The sequence below is a fragment of the Arthrobacter sp. 2MCAF15 genome, assembly GCF_052115605.1.
Taxonomy (GTDB): Bacteria; Actinomycetota; Actinomycetes; order Actinomycetales; family Micrococcaceae; genus Arthrobacter.
The window spans coordinates 112,556-138,428 of record NZ_JBFRGZ010000019.1 but is presented as its reverse complement, the minus strand read 5'-3'; the positions used below and the strand labels follow the sequence as shown (position 1 = coordinate 138,428).

The window sequence follows — 25,873 nt, the reverse complement described above, 5'->3', positions numbered from 1 at the left end:
GTGATCAGAGCGCACAAAGGTTGTGCAAGTGGCGTCATATGGGCTGCCTGTCAATGCTCCATTTAGAAATGTCGTCCTGCGCGGTGCAACTATGGAAAGGCTTGTTTGTTGCGCCCAGTGACGGGCGCTGAGGTTTAGGGGAGTTGGAATGGACGCACGGCTTGAAGCCATCCGGGACACAGTTCTGGCACGGAATCCCGGCGAAGGGGAGTTTCACCAGGCAGTCACTGAGGTCTTTGAAAGCCTCGGACCGGTACACGACCGCCATCCGGAGTTCCTTGAAGGTGCAGTCCTCGAGCGGCTCTGCGAGCCCGAACGGCAGATCATCTTCCGCGTGCCGTGGACGGACGACGCCGGCAGCTTCCAGATCAACCGCGGCTTCCGGGTGGAGTTCAATTCAGCACTGGGACCCTACAAGGGTGGCCTGCGATTCCACCCCTCGGTAAACCTTGGAATCATTAAGTTCCTCGGCTTCGAGCAGATTTTCAAGAATGCCCTGACCGGCATGCCGATCGGCGGCGGCAAGGGCGGCTCCGACTTCGACCCGCGGGGACGCTCGGACGCCGAAATCATGCGCTTCTGCCAGTCCTTCATGACAGAGCTGTACCGTCACATCGGCGAGTACACGGACGTCCCTGCCGGGGACATCGGGGTCGGCGGCCGCGAAATCGGCTACCTCTTCGGACAGTACAAGCGGATCACCAACCGCTACGAGTCCGGCGTCCTCACCGGCAAAGGCATCTCCTGGGGCGGTTCGCTGGTGAGGCCGGAGGCCACGGGCTTCGGCACCGTGATCTTTGCCGAAGAAATGCTCAAGACCCGCGGCCAGTCCTTCGACGGCCAGCGCGTGGTGGTCTCCGGCTCCGGCAATGTCGCCATCAACGCGATCGCCAAGGCCCAAGCGCTCGGCGCCACCGTTGTGGCCTGCTCCGATTCCTCCGGCTACATCGTCGACGAGGCCGGGATCGACGTCGCGCTGCTGCGCCAGATCAAGGAGGTCGAGCGCGGACGGCTCAAGGACTACGAAGCCCGGCGCCCCGCCGTCTCCTACGTGGCGGGCGGCTCTGTCTGGGACGTTGACGCGACGGTCGCGCTGCCGTGCGCCACGCAGAACGAGCTCGACGGCGACGCCGCTGCCCGGCTGGTCCGCAACGGCCTGCTGGCGGTGGGGGAGGGCGCCAACATGCCCTCGACGCGAGACGCCGTCGCGGTCTTCCAGGAAGCCGGCATCCTGTTCGGCCCGGGCAAGGCCGCCAACGCGGGAGGCGTGACGACGTCCGCGCTGGAAATGCAACAGAACGCCAGCCGCGACTCCTGGTCATTCGCGCATACGGAGGAACGCCTCACGGAGATCATGGTCGGGATCCACGACCGCTGCGCGGCCACCGCGGACGAGTACGGGGACCCGGGGAACTACGTACTGGGCGCGAACATCGGCGGCTTCGTGAAGGTAGCCGACGCGATGCTCGCCCAGGGCCTCATCTAGTTTGCAGGGCAGAATATTGCGGTCTACCGATGTCATCTGATTCCAAACGCCGATAATGGACCTTCTGTCCGCCGCGGCAGAGGGCGCCCGATGCTGCAGCTGACCGGAATTCTGTTCCGAAAGGCTCCTCGCGCGGAATACAGAACAGCCGCACCCCGGTGTGGGTGCGTCTCGTGGGTGCAATGCCCTTGAACTGGCCAATTTGGCGTGTGTACATTGTGCACATTTTGGGCTGCGGATCGGGTCGTACTGGTGCCGAACTGGCCCGGATTCCGCATGTTTCCGCGGGAGTCCAGTGTTTGCGGGAATGGCGCGAGATCCACACTCCACCTGCGCTGACGTCGGGCGTCGTGTAGCGAGACGGTAGCCCCTGCCAATTGCAAAAGTCCGAAGTCGATCACTGTCCGATCTTTTCACCCGGTAAAGCTGCGACTCGCAATTTGACTGCCGGCGAAGACCCACGAGCACCTTAACCGAGATCGCTACGAAAACCGGCCCTACCGCATGTCGATCAGGGTGTTCCGCTCGATGCGGACACTGTGTTCGGCCCCTGTGCATCGGAGTCCCAGTACCGGACCGTGCTGGAGTACGTGGAGTCATGCCTGGCCGAAGGCGCGCGGATCACCACCGGTGGGCATGCGGCGTCGTTAGGCGGTGGCCTTGAAGGCGGCTACTTCGTGGAGCCCGCAGTCTTCGCCGTCGTCACTCCGGAGATGCGGATCTCCCGCGAGGAGATCTTCGGCCCGATCCTGTGCATCCTAAGATACGACGACCTCGACGAGACCCTCTCGCTGGCGAACAACACCGAGTTCGGGCTCGGCGGGCTGGTGGTCGGGCAGGACGCGGCCGCTGCTCTGAACGTGGCCGACCGAATGGGGCTCCGTGGGCATCAACTTCTTCAGGACTTTGGCCACGGCACTGGCGGCCCTGGTATGGTGCGCGGCATGGTCCTGGCCCGGCGCCCCGGTGACGCATCACATCCGCGGAAGCTTGCCTACCTGCAACTGGACGACGTGGCCACAATTTAACCCGCCGCAAGCTCGAACCCAACCGCGAACATGCCCTCGATGTACTGGCGCGCAGCTGGTTCCATCTGCTGTGCGACCCCGACTGAACCGACGAGGCTGAGCAGTCATGCCACACACATTGGCATGACAATTATGGCAACCGATTGCCAATCGTGATGAAAAGCAGATAAATTGATCACTCAACCGATTATTTCTTGCCGAATCTTGTCGTGCAACCAATTGCCATAGGAGGCATGCCTTGCGACCAAAAGCGCCCGCCGGACCGGATACCCAGCTTGGCGGTGCCGGAGCATGAGGGCGCCCATCGGGACGGCGATTATCGGCACCGGCGCCATTGCGGAGACACACGCCGCAGCGATTGAAGGCACTGAAGGCCTTGAACTCGTTGCCATCGGCTCACGATCAGTAGCCAGCGCCGAAGGCTTCATCGACAAGCATCGAAACGCTTGGAATGCTCCTGACGTCAAGGCCCGCACCCTCGATGAGGTCCTGCGCGACGAACGGGTCGAGCTCGTCTCCGTCGTTACCCCTACGGGAACGCACATTGACATCGGCAGCCGCGTACTCGACGCCGGCCGTCACCTCCTTCTCGAAAAGCCGCTCGATGTAGACCTCGCGCGCACGCTGGAGTTCGCACAGGTCGCCGCAAGAGCGGAAGAGCGGGGCCTTGTCTCGGCGTCCGTAAGCCAGCATCGGTTCAGTCCCGCGGCAACGACGGTGCGGAACGCATTTGACGCTGGTCGCCTTGGGCAACTCACGTCGGGAGTTGCTTCGGTGGGCTGGTGGCGCAGCCAGGCGTACTACGACCGCGCTGATTGGCGCGGAACATGGGCCCAAGACGGCGGCGGGGCGCTGATGAACCAAGGAATCCACACCCTGGATATGCTCCTCTGGTTTCTCGGCGAGCCAGTTCGCGTGAACGCCAGCAGCCGCCGCCTCGCCCACGAGCGGATCGAGGTCGAAGACACCATGGCAGCCGTCATCGAATTTGCCTCCGGCGCCCTGGCTACCATCCACGCCACCACCGCGGCGTACCCAGGTCTCGCAACCCGGCTCCAGATCATGGGCACGCGCGGTAGCGCCATCATCGAGCACGAAGGCCTCAGCTACCTTCACCTGGCCAACGGCACCCACGTTGGCGACATGGGACTGCACGGAGCCGGCAATCAAGTGATCGCTCCCAACCACGCCTGCCACCGAGACGCGACGTCGAGCGCCTCCGGCCATGCGCGGCAGTTTGCCGACCTCGTGAGCGCTATTCGCACCGGAGAGCGCCCGCTGACCACCATCGCGGATGCCGTGAGCACGCTGACCACTATTCATGCGATCTACCGCGCCGCCACGACCGGGGTTGCCGTTGAGCTGGCAGAGGTCATCGCTTCCCCCACATCAGACCCTTATCGCGTCGGGACCGCTGCGCCCCGCGTTCAACGCTGAGCAATCGAAAAGGAGCACGTCATGATCCACGAACTGAACCACATAGGGATCGTCGTCTCTGACCTGGACAGGTCGGTGGACTTCTACACGAAGCTACTCGGAGCCAAAAAGGTCTGGGGAACCAAGATCGAGGCGTCCGGGATGGAAATCGCGTACTTCCAGCTTGCCCAGGGCCTCGTGGAGCTGTTGTCCTTCGCCGATAACGCTTTGCCGATCGGCACGAATCATCTCGGTTTCTACAGTGACAATCTGGACGAAGACTTTGCGCGGATCGTGGAGCATGGTGCCGAGCCGGTGGTGGAACCCCGGCTGGCAGGTTCCGGTGCCGGACGCCAAGCAATTGTGCGCGACCCGGATGGCGTCTCGATCGAGTTGCTCCAACGGGACCTCCCGGTCCGCAGTGGCACGGTGCCGCACCCTCACATTCAAGCCATCGATCACTTCGCGCTTCAATCGTCAGACCACGATCGTACGTTCGCCTTTTACACCGGCGAACTAGGGATGGCGGTGGCGAAACAAATCCCCATCTCCGCCTTGGACACGATGCTCACCTATCTTCACCACGGCGAGGATGTGGTGGAGATCCTTCCTGATGTTCATGGCGGACCACGCCTGCATCACATCGCCCTGGCCGTTGACGACGTCGAGGCTACTCTTGCGTATTTGGTCTCGATCGGAGGCACACCAGACGGCCCGGCAAAGCCAGCCGCTGGCGGCGTGGGCAGCATCGGTTCGGTGACCGACCCGGACGGTATCGTCATCGAATTCATCGATCGGCCTCGGGTCCTCGAGGCGTGACACAGGAGAAGGTGGGCAGGACAGCGTCCGGCCCTCCTTCTCCTGCTGATCTGTTCTAGGGCCCCGTTGACCACGATTTTGGCCACGGCCGTGACTGTTAGCCGAGAATGGCGGTTAAATGTCAGTTCATAGTGGCGGTTTGCTTGGGAGTTAAAGCAGTCAAGAGACGGCCGGTCACCCCAATGGTGTCCGGCCGTCTCTGCACTGTTGCAACCCTGCTTGAACGATGATCCTGCTTGTGTTGACCAAGGGGTGGCCGCGTAGCGCGGCCACCCCTTGGTCGTCAGGAGCTTAGGGCGCGGTGTTCACCACGGCCGTCCGTACGGAGGTCCAGGTCGTGACAGTTCCGGCGGGGAAGCCCGGATAGTCCTTCAGCATGACGTTCCGTTCTCCGATCATCAGTCCGGTGGTCGGATCGATGATGGTTTCTTGCCGGGATCCTCCGTCCGGGGACGGGATGCCGATGGCGATGTCTGTCCTTCCGTCGATTGTTGCCTGCTTATCCACGACGGTGACGCCGGGGATAAGCGCGACCGCCTTGTAGAAGCGGCGCGCAGGTCGGCGGGGATAACTCCGGTGCGCGGGGCAGCCGTGATGTACCCAGGGCCTTTCTTTCCGGGGACTTTCCGGCGCCTTTTGTCCGCTCATGGATGACGTCCAGGGGAGCCTGCGGATCCCGGGGCAAGTTCGCTGCTTCGTCCAGGGGCATGACCGCGTTTCAGCCGGGGCAGCAGGATCGAAATGCCGGGTCTCCATCCGGTGAGCTCGAGGGTCCGGTCGCCCCGGGGCCGTGCCGGGAGCGAATGGCACCAGAACGGCGAGCCAGTAGAAGGCTTCGCTGGGCTTGGTGCCGATCCCGGCGGGGTGATTCCGCCCGGATCCGAGGGTCTCTGACGGTGAGGGTTTGCGGTTTCAGTCGTAGTCGGTGTCCGTGTCATCGTCCGTGATGCGGCGGAAGTCCCGGGAGAGGTACAGGGCCATCGCAGCTGGGTTGTTCTCGTGAACGGTGACCGTCACCGTGGTGCGGCCGAGGGTGTGCAGGAGGTGCATGCAGTGTCGGAGGAGCTCTTCGGCCAGGCCCTGGCGGCGGTGGTCCGGGTGGGTGAAAAGTTCATCGATGACTGCTTCACCGTCGCGGTCCGTGATGATGATGGCGGCCGTGATTTGACCCTCCGGTCCGGAAGCTACCAGGGACGCCGCCTCGGGGGTCCGGCCGCGGCCCCCGTTCATGGATGGAACGATCCAAGCGGGGACTCCGGCATGCAGACCGGGATGGTCGGCGTAGGCGCGCCGGTGCAGGCTGGCGAGCTCGGGAAGATCATCGGGTTCCAGGGGCCGGACGGGGATGCGGGCCGGGGTAGTGTTCTGGTGTCCGGTCGCGGCAACCAAGGTGATCAAAGCGTTCATGACGACAATGCCTTCCCCGGTGCGAGGTCGACACCGTTGAACATAGTGTCCGGTATTGATCCCGGCCGCGGAAGACACAGGACCGCAACAATCTCCGGCGGAACTGGCGAGGCTGAACCGCGATGCCCGGGCCGCCCCGATGACCGTACCGAACGCCACGCTGCTCGCTGAACCTATCCTCCGGCGCACGGCTTCGGCCCGATTTCACTGTGCTGTGCGGGGACTGTGACACCTGTCGGGAGTCGCCAAGAGAAGTCCCTCCGGGGCCCCGGCCACGATGAGCCCGGCGCCCCGGCACCGGGAGCGAAGCGGTTCTCCGGCCTTTTGCTGCGAGAGATAGCTCTCAGCCTTTTCTCTGCGCGAGGCGGGACATTGGTAGAAGGTCCCGAAAAGCCGACCCCGCCTCGGCCGTCGATCCGCAGGCTCCGGCMGCACGCTCCCTCAACAGGCGTGCGGCCGGACATCTCGTGTCCCTCGTGCAATCCCGCCGGCGGCGGGGGCGGGGGCGGGCTGAGGAGGCCGGCCCGGATGCATGGTCATGGATTCCAACCTTCTACTTGAGGCGCCGCCGCGGGTAGGGGCCCACACCTCCGACGCTGGTATTACCGGCGTGTTTGAGGGCGCGGCCCGGTCCGCAAGGTCCATAACGGACGGTTTCTGAGCGCCCCATTGGACAGCTCGTGGCTTCTTAGCCGAAGGATGGTGTTGCCGGGACCTCCGGCCGTTTGACGGGCCGCTCGTCTGGCACCGTGACCATGATGGCGATGATGGCGACAACCACCATGAACAGGTTGAACAGGACTCCGACGGCGCCGCCGAACCGCAGGGCCACGTTCTCCTGGTTCCCGGCGAACAGGCCCCAGGACCGGATGATGTTCGGGTCCATGGACTGCGCGGCCACGTACACGGCGGCCGAGATGGCGACGCCGATCGCGTTGCCGAGCGATGAGGCCATCTTGTAGATGCCGGCGGCTGCCCCGGCCTCATCGTCCGGCACGTTTGACAGTGCGGCATCCGTGGACGGCGTTGCATAGAAGCCGAGTCCGATGCCGAACAAGGTGAAGCCGATCACGGCGAGGACGATGTATTGCCCGATCAGGGTGAACGTCATCGATGTCAAGAGGATGCCGACGCCGGCGATCGCGCTGCCCCAGATCATGGGCCGCTTCGGCCCGAAGCGCTGGAGCAGTTTCTCCCCGACACGGATGGTGGAAAGGATGGCAATAAGGTATCCGAGGGTCAGCAGACCAGACTGCAGCGAGGACATGCCCGCGGCGACCTGGACCAGGCCCAAGGCAACGATCAGCGTCCCGGCTGCGCCGTTGAGCAGGAAATTCGACAGCGTGGCACCGGCAAAAGTTGAGTTGCGGAACAGCGTGACGTTCAGGACCGGGTTGTGACGGGTCGTCTCGATCCAGAAGAACACCAGCGCCGCGATCACGGTGGCGGCGATGAGTCCGATGCCGGTCCAGCTGAGCCAGCCGATCAGCGGGCCTTGGGAGATGTACACATTCAGTGCCAGGAGCGCAACGATGAGGCTCACGAGGCCGCCCCAGTCGAAGGTGCCCCCGGCTTTCGCTGCCGCCCTGGACTCAGGAGTGCCTCGCAGTAGGAACAGGGCAAGGAGCGAGAGCACAATCGAGATCCAGAAGATCGACCGCCAGCCGAGGGCCGACGTCGCCATCAGGCCGCCGAAGAGGGCGCAGAAGCCCGATCCGCCCCACGAGCCGATCGACCAGAACGACAGCGCCCGCTGGCGGTCCTTCCCCTCGTAGTAGGTCTTCACCAGGGCCATCGTGGAGGGCATGATGCATGCCGCGGAGAGCCCCTGGACGACGCGGCCGCCGAGCAGGGCGGCGGCCGTCAGTGCGCCGGCGTTCTCGGGGGTCAGGGCGATCAGGAGGGATCCGAGGATGCTCAGGTAGATGCCGATGTTCATGATCCTGACGCGGCCCAGCCGGTCCGCTAAACCTCCGGCGACGACGATGAAGATCCCGGAGAACAGCGAGGTGATGGACACCGCGAGATTCCCGAGTGTCCGTTCGATCCCGAGTGATCCCTGGATACCCGGGATGACGTTGAGGAGGGTCTGCGCGAACAGCCAGAAGTTGATGACGGCCAGGACGATGCCGATCAGCCAGGCATCGTTCGGTTTCCACTGGGTTTCGGTCGTGGCCGTGGACTGGGCGGTGCTCATAGTCTTAGTCCTTATGGGCGAGGTAGGACAGTGCGGCAACGACGTGGGTCTGGACGCCCATGGACAGGGTCGGGTCGATCACGGGGGCGAAGAACGGGGAGTGGTTCCCCGGGATGTCCCGGGAAACGGTCCCGTTGGCGACGGCGGTCTGGTAGGTTTCCGGGTCCACCCCGCCCAGGAGCCAGAACGTGTAGGGCACGCCGAAGGCGTCCGGTATGCGGCTGAAGTCTTCCGACGCGGTTTGCGGCGTGGCACGGCTTACGGCGTCGGGCCCAAAATGGGCGGAGAACCCGGTCCGGACCTGCTTAGTCACGGCTGCGTCGTTGCTGGTGAGCGGGAACTGGTCGTAATACTCGAAGTCGGGTTCCCGGGGCGCTCCTGCGGCAGCGCACTCGCCTCTGACGATTCGCTCAATCGCGGCGAGCACAGCGGTCCGGACCTGGTTGTCGTAAGTGCGGATGTTCAACAGTAGGGTGGCGCGGTCTGGGATGATGTTCGATTTTGTCCCGGTGTTGAGCGCCCCGACGGTGACGACGGCGAAGTCCCCTGGCTTCGTTTCCCGCGAGATGATGGTCTGCAGCCTGAGCACGATCGAGGAGGCCAGCACCACGGGGTCAACGGACATGTGCGGCATCGAGCCGTGCGCGCCCTTCCCGTACACGGTGATCTTGAGCGAATCTCCGGCGGAAAGGACTGGCCCGTCCGTGGTGGCGACCGTCCCTGCCGGCATCGGCATCACGTGCTGGGCGAGCGCGACGTCGGGCCGTGGCACTTTGGTGACCAGTCCGTCGTCGACCATTGCCTTGGACCCTGCCCCGATTTCTTCGGCCGGCTGGAACACTGCGATGTAGGTGCCGGACCACGCTCCGCGGCTGTCCGCCAGGAGTTTGGCGGCTCCGAGCAGCGCACTGACATGCAGGTCATGCCCGCATGCGTGCATGACCCCATCCACTGCCGACGCATAGGACAGCCCCGTGGCCTCGGTGACGGGTAAGGCGTCCATGTCGGCGCGCGCCAGCACGGCTGGGCCCTCCCCGTTCTGGAGGATGCCGACGACGCCGGTGCCGCCGATGCGCGTCACCGAATAGCCGAAGTCAGTGAGTTTTTCCTCTACAAGCTTCGAAGTTTCATGCTCCTCGAGGCTCAGTTCGGGATGCCGGTGCAGTTCGGTGTAGGTTTCCCGGAGCCAGCCGAGCTCGGAGTCAAGGCCTGCCAGGACGGCGTCGGAACTGTCCATGCGTGTCACGCTCTCGGAGCCCGGGCGCCCGAGTGAGCCGGGCGCAACTAACGGAAACCTCAGCTTAGTCCCGGCAAGATGACCCGGGCCGTCAGGGTGCGAAAGCCCGGGACCCCTGCAAGGGGTCCAAGCCTCGGTTCGTGCAGCGTGGAATGTTTCCGCGCCCGACCCGGTTGCCGCGAGGGAGCGGCTCAATTAGTGCTCACCACGGAAATCTGCGGGACCGATCCCGCGTAAGAGGAGGAATCATGGGTAGCTTCGAAGGCAAGACCGCGCTCGTCACCGGCGGAGGCTCCGGGCTCGGGGAAGCGATCAGCAAAGACCTGGCAAGGAACGGTGTCAACATCGTTGTCGTTGACCTTAACCTCGAGGGTGCCACGCGCGTCGCCAGCGAGATCACGGCCGCAGGCGGCACCGCGGTTCCATTCCAGGCCAACACGGCGGTGGCCGGGGACAGCAAGAAGGCCGTCGAATTTGCGGTCGCGACTTATGGTGCCCTCAACTATGCCGTCAACAACGCGGGGATCGGCGGCGCCAACGCTCCTGTCGGGGACGTCGACATTGACGACTGGGACCGGGTCATCTCCATCAACTTGAGCGGAGTCCTCTACGGGATGCGCTACCAGGTCCCGGCCATCCTCGCCGCCGGCGCCGCGAACGGTGCCATCGTGAACATGGCGTCGATCCACGGCACCGTCGCCGCTCCCGGCAACGCCGCATACACCGCGGCCAAGCACGGCGTCGTGGGCCTGACCAAGAACGCTGCGGCTGAATATGGGGCCCAGGGGCTGCGCGTCAACGCGATCGGTCCCGGCTATATCGACACGCCGCTGCTGGCCGCTGCACCGAAGGAAATTGTCGATGGGCTTGAGGCAAAGCATCCGCTCGGCCGCCTGGGACAACCCGATGAGATCGCGAACGTCACCACGTTCCTCCTTTCCGACAAGGCCAGTTTCATGACCGGCTCCTACGTCCTCGTCGACGGCGGCTACACGGCCGTCTGAGCCTCGCCGCTGCGAGCGGGCAGCTTGAGCAGAACGGCTGACTCTACAGAGACCGGGGGCGCTGGTCGGTGTGACGATTACAATCGCCGAAGCTACCATTCCGTCTTTTCTTGCGTCATTCCATACGGTACGTCCGGGCTCAAACTGGCGACGAAGGTCGTCGGCGAGACACGTGTGACAAGGACACCGTGCCGACGGACAATTGCACTTTCGGAAAGGGTACGAACAGCCTCGTCGAGCGTGCTTTCCATCTGGGCTCGTCGTTCGATGTTCAATGTCAGTGATTCACATGCGATGAACGTCAATTTTTGTTCCTTCTTCCTTGAAACAGTCGGGCGGCGTTGTCCGGAGGCTTGGCCATCCCGTGCGTCATCAGTGATGCCGGTCGATCTTGCTGGAGCGGCAGCAGCCGCCCATGTGGCCGGCGACGTGGGCCTGAGGTCGGTCCACGAGCGAATCGCGTCGATCGACAGAGCGGTGCCTGAATCGCTATAGGTGTCTGGGGCGGTAGTCGTTTGATGGCTCCGAGGGTTTGAGCCGTCGTGGCCCGGAGGTCGGTCCTTCTTCCTGGAAGCGTCGGCCTTTGGGTGTCTTCGCGGCAGGAATTTGAAGCAGGGATCAATCAGAGCCGTGGGTTGCATGGTGCCCTTGGCGCCAAGGGCGCAAAGGGCACCATGGAACGAAACTGGCCTGGGTATCATCACGACAGGAAACGGAATACCCCCCAACTTGAGGTGGTCACCACGCACCCTGGACAGTGGATGGCGCCGAACGCGGGTCGACGGCCGGCGGAGGAAACGCGAAAGAACGCGGGGGAGTCGCACCCGATGCATCTCAAAGAGGTTCGCAGCTCGCGCAGCCTGTTCGGTTCCTGACGTTCGAACTCCGCGGCCTCCCACTCCTGGCCGTCAAGGTCACTTATTGCCCATCTCATCGGGGTTCCTTAGTCCAACTGCGGGCCATGCGATGTTTCGAGCCATTGCATCCTTGGAAGTACGGGTGAAGAGGGTGAGCCAGGCCCACCGAGCATTCGGTGGCCCTGGCCCAGCACGGCTTGCTACCCAGCGGCAGGAGCTGCGATACCGATGTATTGGGTTGTGAGGTATTCCTCTATGCCCTCAGCTCCGCCTTCGCGTCCAAGGCCGGACTGTTTCACGCCGCCGAATGGAGCTGCCGCGTTGGAGATGACTCCTGCATTCAGGCCCAGCATCCCGGTTTCAAGCTTCTCGCCCATCCGCAGCCCGCGGTTCAGGTCCTGGGTAAAGACGTAGGCGGCCAGCCCGAACTCGGTATTGTTTGCCAATCGGATTGCTTCCTTCTCCGTGGAGAAAGTGACGATGGGTGCCACGGGACCGAAGATTTCTTCGGAGAGGATGGGCGATCCCTCGGTGACACCGGTGAGGATTGTGGGTTCGTAGAAGTAACCCGGCCCATCAATCAGGGCCCCGCCGGTAACGACTGTGGCGCCAGCGGACACCGCGTCCTTGACCAATGAGTGAACCTTGTCCCGACTCTTGGCGTCAATCATTGGCCCGACTTTCGATTCAGGTGCCGTGCCGCGGGCTGTGGTCATTGTGGTCATTCGTGCAGCGAACTTTGTAGTGAATTCGTCAGCCACTGATTCCTGAACGATAAAGCGATTCGCGGCGGTGCACGCTTCGCCCATGTTGCGCAGCTTTGCCAGCATGGCGCCGTCCACAGCCGCATCGAGGTCCGCGTCGTCAAAAACAACGAACGGTGCGTTCCCGCCCAGCTCCATGGACGTGCGAAGCACCGTTTCCGAGGCGTCGGCGAGCAGGCGCCGACCGACCTCCGTGGAGCCGGTGAACGACAGCTTGCGCAGCCGAGAGTCCCTGATCAGTGGTCCTGTGGTGGCGCCCGCGCTTGTAGAAGGGATGACGTTGAGAACTCCGGCGGGAAGTCCGGCCTCCTGCATGACTGCCGCGAATAGCTGGGATGTCAGTGGTGTCAGTCTTGCGGGTTTGAGGACCATGGTGCAGCCGGCGGCGACTGCGGGGGCGACTTTCCGTGTGGCCATTGCCAGCGGGAAGTTCCACGGAGTAATCAGAAGGCACGGACCAACCGGCTTCTTCTGAACCAATAGCCGGGACTTCCCGTCGGGCGAGACCGAATAGCGGCCGGAAATGCGCACGGCTTCCTCGGAGAACCAACGCAGGAATTCGGCGCCGTACGATACCTCGCCCCTGGCCTCGGCCAGAGGCTTTCCCATCTCAAGGGTCATGAGCAGGGCAAAGTCTTCGGCACGGGCAGTGACCAGCGCGAAGGCGCGCCGCAGGATCTCACCACGCTCCCGGGCTGGCACCGCTGCCCAGGACTCCTGGGCGGCGGCGGCCGCGTCGAGTGCTGCTGTGCCGTCCTCCGGAGCAGCATCTGCGATGCTCAGCAAGACTTTGCCCGTGGCGGGATCCTCGACGTCGAATGTCGCGCCGGATCCGGCCGCCCGCCACTGGCCACCAATCAGCAGCCCTGTCGGTATTGAGGAAAGCAGTTCGCTCTCGCGCCTTGCAGATGTCATCTCGTTCTCCTTGCTGGTGCTGTGTGCCGGGTTTACGGGAATCCGCATTCCTTCCGATCCGCACGGCGGATGGCACGTTTTGAAGCCGCGGTCCGGTGGCACTGGATGACGGTGGCCGGCGTCGGCGGCGTATTATGTGATGCTACCGCCTTGTGGACATTTTGTCTGCCTCATGAAAATATCTGCCTTCTTGCTTGCGTGGCGTCCTCCGCGTATCGTCGTTGTGCAAGGGTTGTCCGTGGGGTGAGAGAAGCAACATGACTGAGAGCGCCGAAGCTTCTGCCAGCGGCATGGGCCTGATAACAAAGTCGGCATCCGTTCTTCAGGTGCTTGCGGCGTCCGGTGAGCTCACGGTTGGGCAATTGTCTACGGCGACAGGCGAGCCTGTGAGTTCGCTTTACCGGCTGCTCTCCTCGCTGGATGCCATCGGCTGGGTCGAGCAGGGCAGCAGGCGCGGCAAGTTCCGCCTCGGTCTGGACTTCCTCCGGCTGGGGGCCCGCCTGGAAGCCCAGTTAGACCTGCGCCGGGTTGCCCTCCCGGAACTGACCCGCCTCCACGAGATTACCGGTGAGACGGTGTTCCTCTGCATACGTCGCGGGATGTCGGCCGTGTGCATCGAGAGAATCGACGGACGCGACGTCCAGATTCACAGCCTTCGGCTGGGGGAGTCACTGCCCTTGGGAGAGGGAGTTGCGCCGAGGGCCATCCTCGCCTTTGAGAATCCGGAGTTTATAGCCCGATACCTTCGGGAGGCAGCTTCGCTCGCTCCCGTCAGTGCGATCGCACCGAGCCGGGAGCAACTGGTGCAGCTGCTGGATGAAACGGCCGCAAGGGGCGTTGCCGTGGCAGAGGCCGATTGGGTTGACGGGATAGGTGGCGTTGGTGCCCCTATCTTCGACCACTGGGGCAATGTCGTGGCGGCCCTATCAATCAGCGGGCTGTCCGGTCGCCTCTTTTCCGGAGCGTTTGACGCCGTAGTCATGGTGACGCAGGCTGCGCAGGCCGTGAGCCAAAAGCTCGGTTCAGACCTATCAGGAGGAAAGGCGGACCGTGGCCAAGCCAATTCAGCTGCTAGCCAAGAGTAGTAAGCTGCTTCACTCCCTCGCCGACAGGGGGCCCCTGCCCATCGGTGAATTGGCCGAAGAGTTGGATATGCCGCGGCCCAGCGTCTACCGCCTGACGGACGCGCTGGCGGTGGTGGGGCTCGTCTCTGTCACGGAGGACGGGCGCAGCCAACTTGGCCTCGAAGTGCTCCATCTTGCCCGCGCGGTCCTCGACGCGCTCCCGGAGGTGCAAGCGGCACGGGATGAACTCAGGCGACTCAATCGAGTCACCGGCCAAACTGTGTATCTCTGTGCGCCTAGGGAAAGCGGCGCGGCCTGCCTTGACTGGGTCAGGGGAACGCGCGTCTCACTTCTGGCACTCAGCCCTGGCGGCGTCCTCCCGGTCAATGCCGGCGCGACCAGCAGGGCCATCCTTGCGTACTCTCCCGGCCTGCTTGAACGGCTTTCCGGAATGCGTCTCGAAGAGCTGACGCCCAAAACCCTGACCTCACAGGAGGATCTCCAGCGTGACGGCAGCGAGATCCGCAGGCGGGGATACAGCGTGTCGAATGAGGATGTCACCCTAGGTGTTTCCGCTCTGGGAGTTCCGGTATTCAGCCCATCCAATGAGGTTAGTTGCGCCATTTCGCTCGCCGGATTAAGCGCTGACATTTTGGGCAATGAAGCGGCGTACGCAGCCGAGCTTCTGACGTCAGCCAGCAGGATCCAGGAAAAACTCAGGGCCACTCAATAACGCCCCGGGTGCGGCGCGCGTGCACAAGGGGCGCCGGACCTGCCCGCCACCCGGCGACGCCGCTTCGCCGGCAATGGCCCTGCCTTTCCGCGCCCACGACGACGCCAATTCGGCCGCACGACGCCGCCCTCCTCCCCCTCAACGGCTGAGCCTAGCCGGCCCTCGGAAGGACAGGGACTTCTTCACATCCAAGTTTTCTTCTCACTCCATAGACAAGGTGTCCGCTTAGCGGTAAATTTGTTCTTACTTCGTTGAGAGAGGATTCCCATGAACACGAACACTGAGCCCCTCACCGACTCGGATTTAAGCAGCATCATCCAAGAGGCCCGATGGCGGGTCATTGACACTGTTGCTTCCAGCCGGGCCGGACACATAGGCGGGCCCCTGTCTGCCATGGACGTGCTGGTCTCGCTTTACTTCAAGCATTTGCGCATAGATCCCAGCAACCCGAACGATCCTGACCGCGACCGCTTCATCCTGTCGAAGGGCCACTGCGCAATCGGCCTCTACACCGTGCTCGCCCTGCGCGGATACTTTCCCACAGAAGAGCTGGCCACGTTCGACCACGGCAACTCACGCCTTCAGGGCCATCCGGATATGCTCCTGACGCCGGGCGTGGATGCCTCCACGGGTTCACTCGGGCAAGGGCTCTCCAGCGGTGCCGGCATGGCGCTCGGTGCAAAGAAGCTGGGTAAGGATTTCCATACCTGGGTCATGCTGGGCGACGGTGAGATCGAAGAAGGCATGGTGTGGGAAACGGTACTTTCCGCACCGAGGTTTGGTCTGGACAACCTGACGGCAATCGTGGACGTCAACGGGCTCCAGCAGTATGGATGGCCGGCCGGACCGGGGGACCGGTTCGACCGCAGCGAACCAGTGGGCCACGTGGATCTGGAAGCGGTGTTCACCGGCTTTGGCTGGAACACCATCAGCATCAACGGGCACGATCTCAGAGAGATTTCGGACGCCCTTACCTTTGCGCAGGCGTTCCGGGGACTGTCGGGCAAGCCGACTGCCATCATTTCGAACACCACCAAGGGGTTTGGAGTCTCATTCACCCAAGGAACCTACAAGTGGCACAACGGCATCGCCACGGAGGAACAACTGCGGACCGCCAGTGAAGAACTCGGCCAGAACATGGAGGCAATCAAGTGAGCACCACAGCACAGCGCCAGGTTTGGGGAGAGACGCTCTCTGAACTCGCCGACGCGGACGAGCGGATCCTGGTTCTGGACGGGGACCTGGCAACGTCAACCAGGGCGGACATCCTCGCCGAGTCCCACCCCGACAGGTTCATTCAGGTGGGCATCGCCGAGCAAAACATTGTTGGGATGGCCTTCGGCCTCAGCACCCTCGGCTACCGGCCGTGGCTGTCCTCTTTTGGCGTCTTCTTTACCAACCGCGCCCTGGATCAGGTACGGATGCTGGTTTCCCAGACCAAGGCGCCGGTTCGCATCGCTGCAGCCTACTCCGGCTTGTTGAACGGTTCGAGTGGCAAAACTCACCAGGACCTCGAAGACTTCGCCATCATGCGGGCCCTGCCGAACATGACGGTCATCGCACCCGCCGACGCTGTCGAGGCCCGGGCGGCGATCAAATGGGTGGCCGAGCACGATGGCCCCGTTTACATTCGCTTCGCGCGGGATGCCGTTCAGGATGTCTTTGACCAGGACTATGTCTTCACCCCGGAGAAGCCTGTGATCCTGCGGGATGGCCCCGATCTCACCGTCGTTTCAACCGGTGTGCAGACCTCCAGGGTGGTGCAGGCACTGGACTCCCTCGAAGCGGAAGGCATTCGGGCGAAGCACGTTCACCTCCCAATGCTTAAGCCCCTCGACGAACAGGAACTGCTGCATGAACTCCGTGCCACACCACTGATTGTCACGGTGGAAGAGCACAGCGTCCTAGGCGGACTTGGCGGCCTCGTTTGCGAGCTTACCTCCGGCTCCGACGAGCCTGCGCGTGTGGCCCGGATCGGACTCGCCGACCGTTGGTCCGAATCTGCGCCAAACGATTTCCTTTTGGATAAGTACGGGTTGTCTCCGGCCAAGGTCGCCCAGCAGATCAAGGCCAGCCTGAAGTCGCGGAAGTGAATGAAGTCCACCATGTCCAAGCCACTGCAGACATTGAGCCCGCTGGCCACCGATAATCGATCCGTGTCCTCCGCGCTCTCGCGCATCGTCACCCTCACTCCCGCCCCGGCGATTGACAGGGTCTACTTCCTTGATCGAATGGTGGAGGGCCACGTCAACAGGGCCACCAAGGTGGAAACGTATCTAGCCGGCAAGGGCATCAATGTTGCACGTGCCCTGTGCCTGGCTGGACACCTCGCAACCGCGGTGGTGCCCATTAACGCCGAGGACCTGGAACTGGCCGAAGGCAGCGAGAGCGTGCGCAACAAGATCTTCAAGACCGTGGATGTCATCGCGCCTACCCGTGTCAACGCCATCATCGTGGACACGGAGGGCGCTACAACCAACTTCAACGAGAGTGCCACCCCGCTGTCGGGGGAAAAGTGGCATGAACTGTGCGTGTCCACACTCCATGAAGTCCAGAGGGTCCAAGCCGATTGGCTGGTTCTGGGCGGCTCACTTCCCGAAGACTTAAGCACAGGCAGGGGAGTCGATCCCGGCGATCTTTTCAGGGCGGTACACCGGGCAGGCGTTTCAACCTGCCTGGACACTTCAGGCGAGGCCCTCAGGGCCTGGGCGTCCGCGGCAACTCCAGTGGACCTGGTGAAGCCAAATAGGGAAGAACTCGCGGACATCACCGGTACTCAGTTGCGGACCATGCGAGATGTGGTGTTTGCCGCGAACATGCTCCAGAACAGGGGAGTCAGGACCGTTCTGGCCAGCCTGGGCAGTGACGGACTCGTGGAAGTGAACCAACACGAGGTTTTGTGGGCGCGGGGTCCGTCCGCCAAAGTCCTGAACACCACAGGCGCAGGAGACGCTGCCTTGGCCGGCTATCTCAGCGCCCTGCCTCACGGATCGGCTGCCCCGTACACCCGAGATGTGGTTTCTGAGGCGCTCGCCCGTGCTGTGGCCTGGGGAGCCCTTGCGGTCCAGGAGCCCACCACCATCCTCCCTCGGGTCGTCTTTTCTCCCGCGGGCGTATCGGTGTCCGCGCCGGACCCTGATTACGTACTTTCGCGATGATCCCGACGGCTGGTGGCGCTGCCGTCAACCCGGGAGCCTGTCTGCGGCAGCGCTTTCTGCGGTCCACAGTCTGCCAGGGCCCGCATCTCGCAACTGCGGGCCCTGGCTCTCCGCGCCAGAGCCTGATCCTTAGGGGATGTAGCGGTTACTGCGAAGGTAGCGCAGATGCGCCAAGAGGCTCTCATGGGAATCCACGCAGTCATGGAACCCTGCCTGCCGGATCTTCACTGTGCTTTGCACCATGTCCCAATCGGCCGCCATCCATCCGTCTACAAAGGGCCACGAAGCAATGGTGTCCCAGGGTGTTGGACGCAGCCCATTCTTAGCCACCATGCCGTGCCAGAGATCTTCCTTATCGCCCATTTGCTCGACGAGTGACATTGGTTGAGGTTCCGCTGTAGGCATGTTGAAAAACCCTGCTAGGACTTCCCAGAGCTGGTTCCAACGGAAGTTGTCTCCGTTGGTGATGTTGAACGCTTCTGCGTGCGCTGTTTCTGCAGTCAATGCCCACGAAATCGCTCGGGCAAGAAGCGCTGAATCGGTGGCCTGGTGCAAGGCCTTCCACGTCCCGGGGAGGCCGGGGAAACGCAGCGGCACCCCCTGCTCCTTGCTGACAGCGGCAAAAACTGCCAATCCGTTGACGATATTCATGGGGGACCCGGCGCTGAAGCCGAAGACACCGTCGGGACGCAATACGGTCCATGAAAAGTCACGCTCCTGGGCGCGCTGCTTTAGTGCGTCCTCCTGGTCGTTGTAGAAGATCGGCCCGAGGAAGCGAGGATCCGATTCCTTCGCCGGGGTCTTGTAGGAGCCGAGGTGTTCCCCATAGGACTTTCCGCCGCCAACCATGACCACTCTCACCAGGTTGGCCCCGGCGGTCGACAGGCTATCGAGCATGTTGACGAGCATGGCGGTGTTGGGTGCCACCGCGGCTTTCATGGTGGGCATCTCAACGTAGGCGGCGTAGACCACATGGGTAATGTCGGCCAACGCCGAGAAGGCATCATTTACTGACCCCGGATCAAGGAGGTCCGCGCTCACATGCCGAACGTTTTTCCGGCCGCTCAAGGCATCGACTGGCCCCCGCCGGGCGACCGTCACCACATCCCATCCCGTGTCGGCGAGCTGAACCGCTGCGGCGCGTCCGATTACTCCGTGGGCGCCAACAACCAGGACCTTCCCTTTGCCCGCACTCTGAACTACTTCCATCACAATTCCATCCCGGCTTTTCGTTTATTGTCCGAACGGGTATGGGCCGGGCCTTCTGGCCCGGCCCATACCGCAATTGCACGCGGTTGCGCGCCTTTTGTCACGCCCGACGGCGGTCCCGCCGTCTAGTGGGGGTCGGCGGCCTGGAGCTGATCGTCGCTGTGAACGGCCTGGACGTGGTCGTGCGGATCTCCCTTGTATGCCCAGATCCTCTTGTAGGAGCCCGATCCAAGATCGTCCAGCAGGTCAGGCCCGGCGGGGTTCCATCCCAGCTCGGCACGCGCTTTCGCAGAGTCAACGCGGCTGTTGCTCGAAATAGCGACGTCCACCCAGCGCTGGCCAAGAGCCGCGTAGGCGACTTCCGGAGCGCATGACTCAGCAGCCTTCAACCCGACCAACCGGGCAATCGCCTGAGCGATGTCACCCATGCGCGCTTCTCCGGCAGCCAGGTTGTAGACGCTTCCCGCCGGAGCCTTGTCCAAGGCCAAGAGGTAGGCTTCGGCCAAGTCGGCGATGTATACGTTTGCCCATCGGTTCTCACCGCGGCCAACGTACAGGCTCCGGCCAGAGGTGATCGCCTGGCGGATGAGCAGCGGCAGCTGTTCACTGGCGCCGTCGCCAAAAATCATGGAGGGGCGCAGGACCACGGTGTGGATGCCGCTGTTGGCAGCGTCGATGACGGCCAGGTCAGTGGCGTACCGCGTGGCCACGATCTCCGCGGGGATGTGGTTGATGCTCTCGGTGAAGACGGTCGGGTTCAGTTCACCCTGGGCCAGGTCGGTGTACACACCGGTTCCGCTGGTACGAATGTACTTCTTCCCGGTTCCTGCCAAAACTGACAGGAAAACCTGGGTGGATTCAGCGTGATCCGCCGTTGCCGTATCAACCACCGCGTCTGCAGCAAGTGCGGCTGTCTGGAGGACTTCCATGTCATCAAGCCCTCCCCGTATGGGAGCGATGCCCCGTGAAAGCAGTGCCTTTGCACCGCTCTCGCTCCGGACGAGGCCGCTGACCGAGTGGCCTGCCTGAAGCAGCCGCTGCGATACGGCCTGTCCGATGTATCCGGTGGCACCAGTTACGAAGATATGCATTGTTTTCCTTTTTCTTTTCGTGGCTGCTCAGGCCGAGTGGCTAGGCTGTTCGTCCTGCTGCCTTGGGGCAAGGACACTGGGACGGTCGTCGTCCAGGAGCAGGCGGCGAATCTGTGAACAGACCCGCTCTGCCAAGGTTCCGATAGGGCCGTGCTCCGGGTGATCTAAGTAGCTCTGGTAGTCCGCTTCAGAGCCGAAGACCGACACATACCCCGTGACGTTGGCGTCGTCAGAAGCGCGAATAACGCGGGCGTCTTCCAAATTCGGAATCTTTCCGGGAAGGCTCCGGAGTGCATCTTCGAAGGCACTCCTGGTTTCATGCGGGATGTCATCGGGAAAGGTGAAGCTGACAAGTTGGTAGAACATCGTGGTTGTGCCTATCTGCTTTGATGTTTCATTTGTTCGGCGTTGGTCTTGTGTTCAACGGTTACGAAGATGAGTTGTGACTGCCCGGTATTTTCAAGGTCGTGGAGCAGGTATTCTCCGGAAGCGAAACGGAAATGCCGCGTATCACCTACCGCGTATTCGACTTCCCGCGTGGTCCCATCGTCTTCATGCTGCCGGCCGCGTCCGGCGCTGACGGCCGTCCAAAAGTAGTCCAATACATGCCGGTGGGCGTTGAGCCGGTGTCCGGGGTCAAGCCGGATTTCCCACACCCTTACTTGGTCCGTTTCGGACACTATGCGTTGCCCGACGTTGAAGTTGTAGGCATTCTCGTGAAAGTCCCGGAGGACGTCCTCGGGCCATCCCTTGAAGTTCCGGGCTACAACGGTTCCCGCTCGTTGAACGCTGCGCGCGCCTGACGCTTGGTCTTTCTGGATTGTCACGATGCTGTCCTCTTGATAGCAGGCGGGAAGGCATCAAACGAACGTTGTGACGCCTCCGTTGACTGTGTATTCAGCCCCGGTGATGAAGCTCGCCGCCGGTGAGGCGAGGAACAGGATCACCGGGGCGACGTCGTCGGCCGTTCCTAGCCTCCCCACCGGGAGTCCTGAATGGTCCACAAAAGCCTGGACCGCTTCTTCCCGCGGTACATCGAACTTGATGGCCTGTGAGTCGAGGAATCCGCCGGGCCGGTCCCACATGGGTGTGTAGACGTGGGCTGGGGCAACAACGTTGGAGCGTATCCCCTTCGGTCCGAATTCCCGCGACAGCATCTTGGACAGCGAGAGAATGGCGGCCTTGGATACGCTGTAGTCCGGTGCGTCCACAAGGGGAGTTCTACCGGCTTCCGATCCCAGATGAATTATGGATCCTGAACCGGCTTCCACCATGTGCGGAAGCACCTCCCGGCACATCCTGACGTAACTCATGAAATTGAGTTCCATGGTGGATTGCCACATCTCATCGGTGACATCAAGAAAGCCGTCGCGGACGGCTACCGCCCCGGCGTTATTGACCAGGACGTCGATCCGACGGAAGTGTTGCATAGCCCCTTGCACGACGATCCTTGGAGACTCGGGGAGTGCGAGGTCCGCCGCAATGTGCAGGTAGCGGTTGGCGCTGTTTGCGCCGGCCAATTCCGATGACTGGCGGCTGACTCCAACAACGTTGGCTCCTTCCTGGAGGAAATGTTCCGCGGCCGCGAGTCCTATTCCCTGGCTCGCACCAGTTACGAGGACAGTTTTGCCGCTGAAGATTTGATTCATGGTCCGTGCGCCTTCCTCTGTTCATGCGAATCAAGTGTTCGCAGAGGACACTGAGCCTAGACGCCGAGTGGCGCCGGGGTCTCGAACTTCGAGGGGCAGGAGAAGGGAGAAAAATTCACTGTGTTGGCTGGCTAAATGCCCTGGCTCCCTCGACGGTGGCTGCTATCAATGCTTCCATGAAGGCAGGTGGGGAGTCCAAGACCAAAATGCAATGCGGAGCCAAAGTCCTGCTTATGGCTCTTCCGCAATGATGACCCGAAGGTCAGGACCACATGTGCGCGTACGATCCCTCGCGAAGTTCATCCTGGAGGTCGGGTCCCTTGGGTTTCCATCCCAGTTCGATTCTTGCTTTGGTGGCATCCACCCGGCAGTTGCTGGCGAGCACGCCGTCGACAAACTGCACGCCGTAGGCAGCGTAGGCGGCGTCCATGGTGCATGATTGGGCGCCCTGATATCCGAGCATTCCCGCGATATCCTGGGCGATCTCCAGAAGGGACGATTCCCCGGCAGCGATGTTGTACAAGCTCCCGGAAGGCGCCTTCTCCAACGCCAGGGCAAACGCCTCCGCGACGTCTGCCAGATAGACGTGTGATTGCCTGTTGGCACCTGTCCCAACGTACAGGCTTCGTCCTGCGGTTATGGCGCGCTTGATCAGGCCTCCGATTACCGGTCCGCCGGCCTCGCCGTAAGGGATTGAAGGCCGCAGGACGGTGGTGTGGATGTTTCTCTCGGCGGCTTGTTGCACCTGCACATCCGTCTCGAGGATTTCCGCGAGGCCGCGAACCGGGGAGACTGCCCTCCCTTCTTTGTGGACGATTCGATTCAGTGAGCCGGCGGATGCATCCACATAGACGCGTGAGGTGCTGTTTCGGATGTATCGTTTGCCGGTTCCCTCCAGGGTGGCAAGGAATAGTTTCGCGGCCGGAAGGTGCCCTGAGACGTCCACGACGGCGTCCACCAGTTGTGTGACATTCCGGATGGTTTCGCCATCGTCCAAGGTGGCCAGGATCGGAGTAATCCCCCTGGCCTCCAGGACTTTTGTTCCCGTCACGGTGTCCGTCAGCCCGAATGTCTCGTGGCCGGCCGATTGGAGCCGCAAAGCAACCGCGAGTCCGAGGTAGCCGGTGGAACCGGTTACGAGTACAGACATTCCTACTCCCTTCGCCTGAAGGTCCTCAAACACTGTAGAGACCGGGACTGATCAAGCAGCTCTGGCGCTCCGCTGTGGGAGCAGGCCCTCAATTGTGTACATCGTTTCATGCAAGGCGCAGGGCCTCTAATAGAACTCCGTTTCGGCATCCATGAGCAGCTGTTATGGCTGGGGCGGGATTTCCTTGAGTCCAGGCGTTTCCGGCGGCTCCAGAACGGCCGGAAGTTTCTGTAGCAGTTCGACGTATCTCTTGGCCGTGGGAGAAAGTTTCGTGCGGCTATATACAGCCAAATCCCGGGTCAGCGGAGGAAAGGGTTCTACCGCGACTCCAGGCCCGTCCATCGGGAGGGCATTGGCGGGGAGCAGGGCAACCCCGGCCCCTGCACCAGCAAGTTTGACGGCGCTGTCGATCTGTCCCGTATGGAAAACAAAATCGGGAGTGACGTTGGTGGACTGCATGTATTCACGAATGAATTCCCCCAATCCATGGTTGCCCTCGAAAGTTATCCAGGAATGCGAATGCAGGGCAGCCACGGGAAGGACGCCCCGTGACTGTGGCGCGCCTTTTGGCGGTTTACCCTCATACGGCTGGACGTCTTGAAGAATGGGGTCGTTTGGAGCCAGGTACAAAACAAAGATTTCGTGGCCGAGATCAATTACAGGTCCGCTCCACTGTTTTGGCGTCGGTCCGACGGCGAGATCGCCGGCGCCGGAAGCCACCGACTCTTCCAAAGTCCTCCTGTGGGCGAATTCCAGCAGAGTCACCGGGATTTTCGGGTTGTCGTGATGCCACCGGAGGAGCGAAGGGGGGAGAATTCCGGCGGCAATGGATAGAACAGTGGCGATCACCAGTTCGCCCGCTTCACCATTCAGAACCTCACGCGCGGCCTTTCTTGCGTCATCAGCCGCTTTCAATGCAATCCGGGCATGTTCGGCGTAAGCCCTACCGGCGGGGGTCAGGCGCACCGTCCCGGAGGTCCGCTCGATGAGTTCTCCGCCTGCCGAGCGCTCGAGGGCACGGATCTGCTGGCTGAGTCCGGGCTGGGAGACCCGGAGGAGTTCGGCGGCCCGTGTGAAGGACCCTTCCTCGGCCACGACCAGTAGATACTCCATCTGTCTTAAAGTCACTCTATAAGCATAGGTTATGCGGCGGACTGGAAATAGCTCTTGGACTTTCCTGTGTCCGGCGCCACAAGCTGGATGGGTCAAGTCATGCGAGCGGTTGGCGTCCGCAGCACAAACGCCCCGGAACGAGGCTTCGCAGCCGCTGAAGTCCCGCACCAATTCTTGGAGGAAACACTATGAAAAACGGTATGTTCGTCTTTGACTGCGTGGTTCATACGCAGGACTTTACGGACCGGCAGGTGCGGCCCGGCGGGGATGGCCGCCAGGTGCGGGCGCACCGCACCAACCAGGGGCAGTTCAACAAGCTCATGGCAACCAAAGGCCCGGCTGACAAGCCTGACTTCTACGATCCCGTGGACGTGGAATGGGCGAACAAAACGCTGTTCGAACATTCCGACACCGACATTGCGATGGTCTGCACGGTGCCCCTGTTCGGCCAGTGGCAGAACTCTCTGGGACCGGCAGAGCTCAACTATGAACTGGCCGCGTCCAACCCGTCCCGGTTCTACTTCACCGGGGGAGTTGACCCCGTGTGGCAGGGCTTGGACTTCGCACTGGAAGAGATGGAACGGCAGGTCAAAGAATGGGGAGCGGTCAGCTTCAAGTTTTACCAATACCATGACGAGAACCACCACTGGCGTGCTGATGACAAGGAAATTGCCTACCCCCTGTGGGAGAAGGCCATAGAGCTGGGCATCAAGATGGTCCAGTTCCACAAGGGGTACCCCCTGGGGATGCAGCCCGTGGAAGCCTTCCGGCCGAACGATATTCAAATGGCCGCCTATGATTTCCCCGAATTGAACTTCGGCATCCATCACCTCGGCGATCCGTACGTTGATGAGCTGATCAGCATCGCATCGCGGTTCCCGAACATCTACTTGATGCTTCCGCTCTGGCACAACCAGTACTACCTCCAGCCCTATCCGATGCTGCACCGCCTCGGGCAGACCTTGCTCTTCGTTGGAGCAGACAAGCTCTGCTATGGCTCGGAAGGCTTCTTGTGGCCTCACATGCAGACGTACATCGACACCTGGGCCGAACTTGAGATGCCTGAAGAACTCCAGGACAAGTACGGATACCCCGAGCTGACTCCCGAAATCAAGGAGCAGGTCTTCGGCCTCAACTTCGCCCGGGGACTTGGCATTGACCTTGAGGTCAAGAAGAAGGAACTGGGGTTGCTGTGACCACGGCATCCGCTTCCGGGCCCACAGAAGAGGACCTCCAAGAGGCTCTGGCCTACATCCGTCCCTTGCTCAAAGGCCACTCCGGCGACCTGACCATAGCGTCGGTTGAGGACGGTGTTGTCACGGTCGATTTCCACAATGCCTGCCATTCCTGCCCCGCTATTTCAGTGACTTTCGCGGGTCTGGTCAGGTCCCGTCTGCTGCAGGTGGACGGCGTCAAGGATGTTAGATCAGGGCAGGTTCATGCCTCGCGGCGGGCTTTGGATCGAATTGCAGCAACCTTGGGCAGCTCCAGCCGATACCGTCCATCTCTTCCGCTCCGGGCCGAGCAGACGCCGGACTGCCAGCCTTTGGCGACTTCAGACACCGGAAGGCGTTGA

26 protein-coding genes are annotated in these 25,873 nt (G+C 62.2%); 13 read left to right on the top strand and 13 right to left on the bottom strand.

What is annotated here, in order from left to right; genetic code table 11:
- The first annotated feature begins 148 nt into the window (after positions 1-148).
- The 4 genes from gdhA (at position 149) to AB4089_RS18945 (ending at position 4,749) form a co-directional block, all read left to right on the top strand.
- Positions 149-1,486, top strand: coding sequence for an NADP-specific glutamate dehydrogenase (gene gdhA, locus AB4089_RS18960; protein WP_441410820.1), 1,338 nt, complete (start codon positions 149-151; stop codon positions 1,484-1,486).
- Between the two features lie 539 nt (positions 1,487-2,025).
- On the top strand, positions 2,026-2,514 hold the full coding sequence (locus AB4089_RS18955) for an aldehyde dehydrogenase family protein (RefSeq protein ID WP_441410819.1): 489 nt from the start codon (positions 2,026-2,028) through the stop codon (positions 2,512-2,514).
- Between the two features lie 291 nt (positions 2,515-2,805).
- Positions 2,806-3,951 carry a Gfo/Idh/MocA family protein gene (locus AB4089_RS18950; RefSeq protein ID WP_441410818.1) on the top strand — a complete coding sequence of 382 codons (1,146 nt, stop codon included), beginning with the start codon at positions 2,806-2,808 and terminating at the stop codon, positions 3,949-3,951.
- Positions 3,952-3,972: 21 nt separating this feature from the next.
- Positions 3,973-4,749 carry a VOC family protein gene (locus AB4089_RS18945; RefSeq protein ID WP_441410817.1) on the top strand — a complete coding sequence of 259 codons (777 nt, stop codon included), beginning with the start codon at positions 3,973-3,975 and terminating at the stop codon, positions 4,747-4,749.
- Between the two features lie 291 nt (positions 4,750-5,040).
- Here the strand turns inward: AB4089_RS18945 and AB4089_RS18940 are convergent, their stop codons facing one another.
- From AB4089_RS18940 to AB4089_RS18925, 4 genes are all read right to left on the bottom strand, one after another.
- Positions 5,041-5,256, bottom strand: coding sequence for a hypothetical protein (locus AB4089_RS18940; RefSeq protein WP_441410816.1), 216 nt, complete (start codon positions 5,254-5,256; stop codon positions 5,041-5,043).
- A 405-nt stretch (positions 5,257-5,661) separates the two neighbouring features.
- On the bottom strand, positions 5,662-6,156 hold the full coding sequence (locus AB4089_RS18935) for a GNAT family N-acetyltransferase (protein ID WP_441410815.1): 495 nt from the start codon (positions 6,154-6,156) through the stop codon (positions 5,662-5,664).
- 688 nt (positions 6,157-6,844) lie between these two features.
- Positions 6,845-8,353 (bottom strand): MFS transporter, encoded by a 1,509-nt coding sequence (locus AB4089_RS18930; RefSeq protein WP_441410814.1) that lies wholly within the window; start codon positions 8,351-8,353, stop codon positions 6,845-6,847.
- 4 nt (positions 8,354-8,357) lie between these two features.
- A complete protein-coding gene (locus AB4089_RS18925) occupies positions 8,358-9,590 on the bottom strand; it encodes an amidohydrolase (protein ID WP_441410813.1) in 1,233 nt (410 codons plus the stop codon).
- Between the two features lie 248 nt (positions 9,591-9,838).
- Between AB4089_RS18925 and AB4089_RS18920 the strand changes: the two genes are divergently transcribed.
- On the top strand, positions 9,839-10,594 hold the full coding sequence (locus AB4089_RS18920; RefSeq protein ID WP_441410812.1) for an SDR family NAD(P)-dependent oxidoreductase: 756 nt from the start codon (positions 9,839-9,841) through the stop codon (positions 10,592-10,594).
- 92 nt (positions 10,595-10,686) lie between these two features.
- On the opposite strand, the gene AB4089_RS18915 is transcribed toward AB4089_RS18920, so the two are convergent.
- Together AB4089_RS18915 and AB4089_RS18910 are read right to left on the bottom strand one after the other, a co-directional pair.
- The gene (locus AB4089_RS18915; protein WP_441410811.1) at positions 10,687-10,899 is read right to left on the bottom strand and encodes a hypothetical protein; all 213 of its coding nucleotides are present in this window, start codon (positions 10,897-10,899) and stop codon (positions 10,687-10,689) included.
- Positions 10,900-11,651: 752 nt separating this feature from the next.
- Positions 11,652-13,130, bottom strand: a complete 1,479-nt coding sequence (locus AB4089_RS18910; protein ID WP_441410810.1) for an NAD-dependent succinate-semialdehyde dehydrogenase — start codon at positions 13,128-13,130, stop codon at positions 11,652-11,654.
- A 257-nt stretch (positions 13,131-13,387) separates the two neighbouring features.
- Here AB4089_RS18910 and AB4089_RS18905 point away from each other — a divergent pair, with 257 nt between their 5' ends.
- From AB4089_RS18905 to AB4089_RS18885, 5 genes are all read left to right on the top strand, one after another.
- On the top strand, positions 13,388-14,215 hold the full coding sequence (locus AB4089_RS18905; RefSeq protein ID WP_441410809.1) for an IclR family transcriptional regulator: 828 nt from the start codon (positions 13,388-13,390) through the stop codon (positions 14,213-14,215).
- Complete coding sequence (locus AB4089_RS18900) at positions 14,181-14,927, top strand: IclR family transcriptional regulator (RefSeq protein WP_441410808.1); 747 nt, start codon at positions 14,181-14,183, stop codon at positions 14,925-14,927. The genes AB4089_RS18905 and AB4089_RS18900 overlap by 35 nt, the downstream gene beginning before the upstream one ends.
- 267 nt (positions 14,928-15,194) lie before the next feature.
- Positions 15,195-16,082: a transketolase gene (locus AB4089_RS18895; protein ID WP_441410807.1), complete on the top strand. Its 888-nt coding sequence runs from the start codon at positions 15,195-15,197 to the stop codon at positions 16,080-16,082.
- Complete coding sequence (locus AB4089_RS18890; RefSeq protein WP_441410806.1) at positions 16,079-17,020, top strand: transketolase family protein; 942 nt, start codon at positions 16,079-16,081, stop codon at positions 17,018-17,020. The genes AB4089_RS18895 and AB4089_RS18890 overlap by 4 nt, the downstream gene beginning before the upstream one ends.
- 12 nt (positions 17,021-17,032) lie before the next feature.
- Entirely contained in the window at positions 17,033-18,085 is a 1,053-nt protein-coding gene (locus AB4089_RS18885) for a 1-phosphofructokinase family hexose kinase (RefSeq protein ID WP_441410805.1), read from the top strand.
- Between the two features lie 129 nt (positions 18,086-18,214).
- On the opposite strand, the gene AB4089_RS18880 is transcribed toward AB4089_RS18885, so the two are convergent.
- Positions 18,215-19,234: an SDR family oxidoreductase gene (locus AB4089_RS18880; protein WP_441410850.1), complete on the bottom strand. Its 1,020-nt coding sequence runs from the start codon at positions 19,232-19,234 to the stop codon at positions 18,215-18,217.
- On the opposite strand from AB4089_RS18880, the gene AB4089_RS18875 reads away from it, so the two are divergent.
- The gene (locus tag AB4089_RS18875; protein WP_441410851.1) at positions 19,127-19,423 is read left to right on the top strand and encodes a hypothetical protein; all 297 of its coding nucleotides are present in this window, start codon (positions 19,127-19,129) and stop codon (positions 19,421-19,423) included. The genes AB4089_RS18880 and AB4089_RS18875 overlap by 108 nt on opposite strands.
- On the opposite strand, the gene AB4089_RS18870 is transcribed toward AB4089_RS18875, so the two are convergent.
- The 6 genes from AB4089_RS18870 to AB4089_RS18845 all read right to left on the bottom strand — a co-directional run bounded on the left by AB4089_RS18870 (position 19,420) and on the right by AB4089_RS18845 (position 24,297).
- Complete coding sequence (locus tag AB4089_RS18870; RefSeq protein ID WP_441410804.1) at positions 19,420-20,385, bottom strand: NAD-dependent epimerase/dehydratase family protein; 966 nt, start codon at positions 20,383-20,385, stop codon at positions 19,420-19,422. The two genes, AB4089_RS18875 and AB4089_RS18870, sit on opposite strands and share 4 nt — an antisense overlap.
- A 27-nt stretch (positions 20,386-20,412) precedes the next feature.
- A complete protein-coding gene (locus AB4089_RS18865) occupies positions 20,413-20,751 on the bottom strand; it encodes a Dabb family protein (protein WP_441410803.1) in 339 nt (112 codons plus the stop codon).
- A gap of 11 nt (positions 20,752-20,762) precedes the next feature.
- A complete protein-coding gene (locus tag AB4089_RS18860; protein ID WP_441410802.1) occupies positions 20,763-21,212 on the bottom strand; it encodes a hypothetical protein in 450 nt (149 codons plus the stop codon).
- Positions 21,213-21,245: 33 nt separating this feature from the next.
- Entirely contained in the window at positions 21,246-22,034 is a 789-nt protein-coding gene (locus AB4089_RS18855; protein WP_441410801.1) for an SDR family NAD(P)-dependent oxidoreductase, read from the bottom strand.
- 262 nt (positions 22,035-22,296) lie between these two features.
- The gene (locus AB4089_RS18850; RefSeq protein WP_441410800.1) at positions 22,297-23,184 is read right to left on the bottom strand and encodes an NAD-dependent epimerase/dehydratase family protein; all 888 of its coding nucleotides are present in this window, start codon (positions 23,182-23,184) and stop codon (positions 22,297-22,299) included.
- A gap of 162 nt (positions 23,185-23,346) precedes the next feature.
- A complete protein-coding gene (locus AB4089_RS18845) occupies positions 23,347-24,297 on the bottom strand; it encodes a LysR family transcriptional regulator (RefSeq protein WP_441410799.1) in 951 nt (316 codons plus the stop codon).
- A gap of 188 nt (positions 24,298-24,485) precedes the next feature.
- Between AB4089_RS18845 and AB4089_RS18840 the strand changes: the two genes are divergently transcribed.
- Together AB4089_RS18840 and AB4089_RS18835 are read left to right on the top strand one after the other, a co-directional pair.
- Positions 24,486-25,493, top strand: a complete 1,008-nt coding sequence (locus AB4089_RS18840) for an amidohydrolase family protein (RefSeq protein WP_441410798.1) — start codon at positions 24,486-24,488, stop codon at positions 25,491-25,493.
- Positions 25,490-25,873: a NifU family protein gene (locus AB4089_RS18835; protein ID WP_441410797.1), complete on the top strand. Its 384-nt coding sequence runs from the start codon at positions 25,490-25,492 to the stop codon at positions 25,871-25,873. Before AB4089_RS18840 ends, AB4089_RS18835 begins: the two co-directional genes overlap by 4 nt.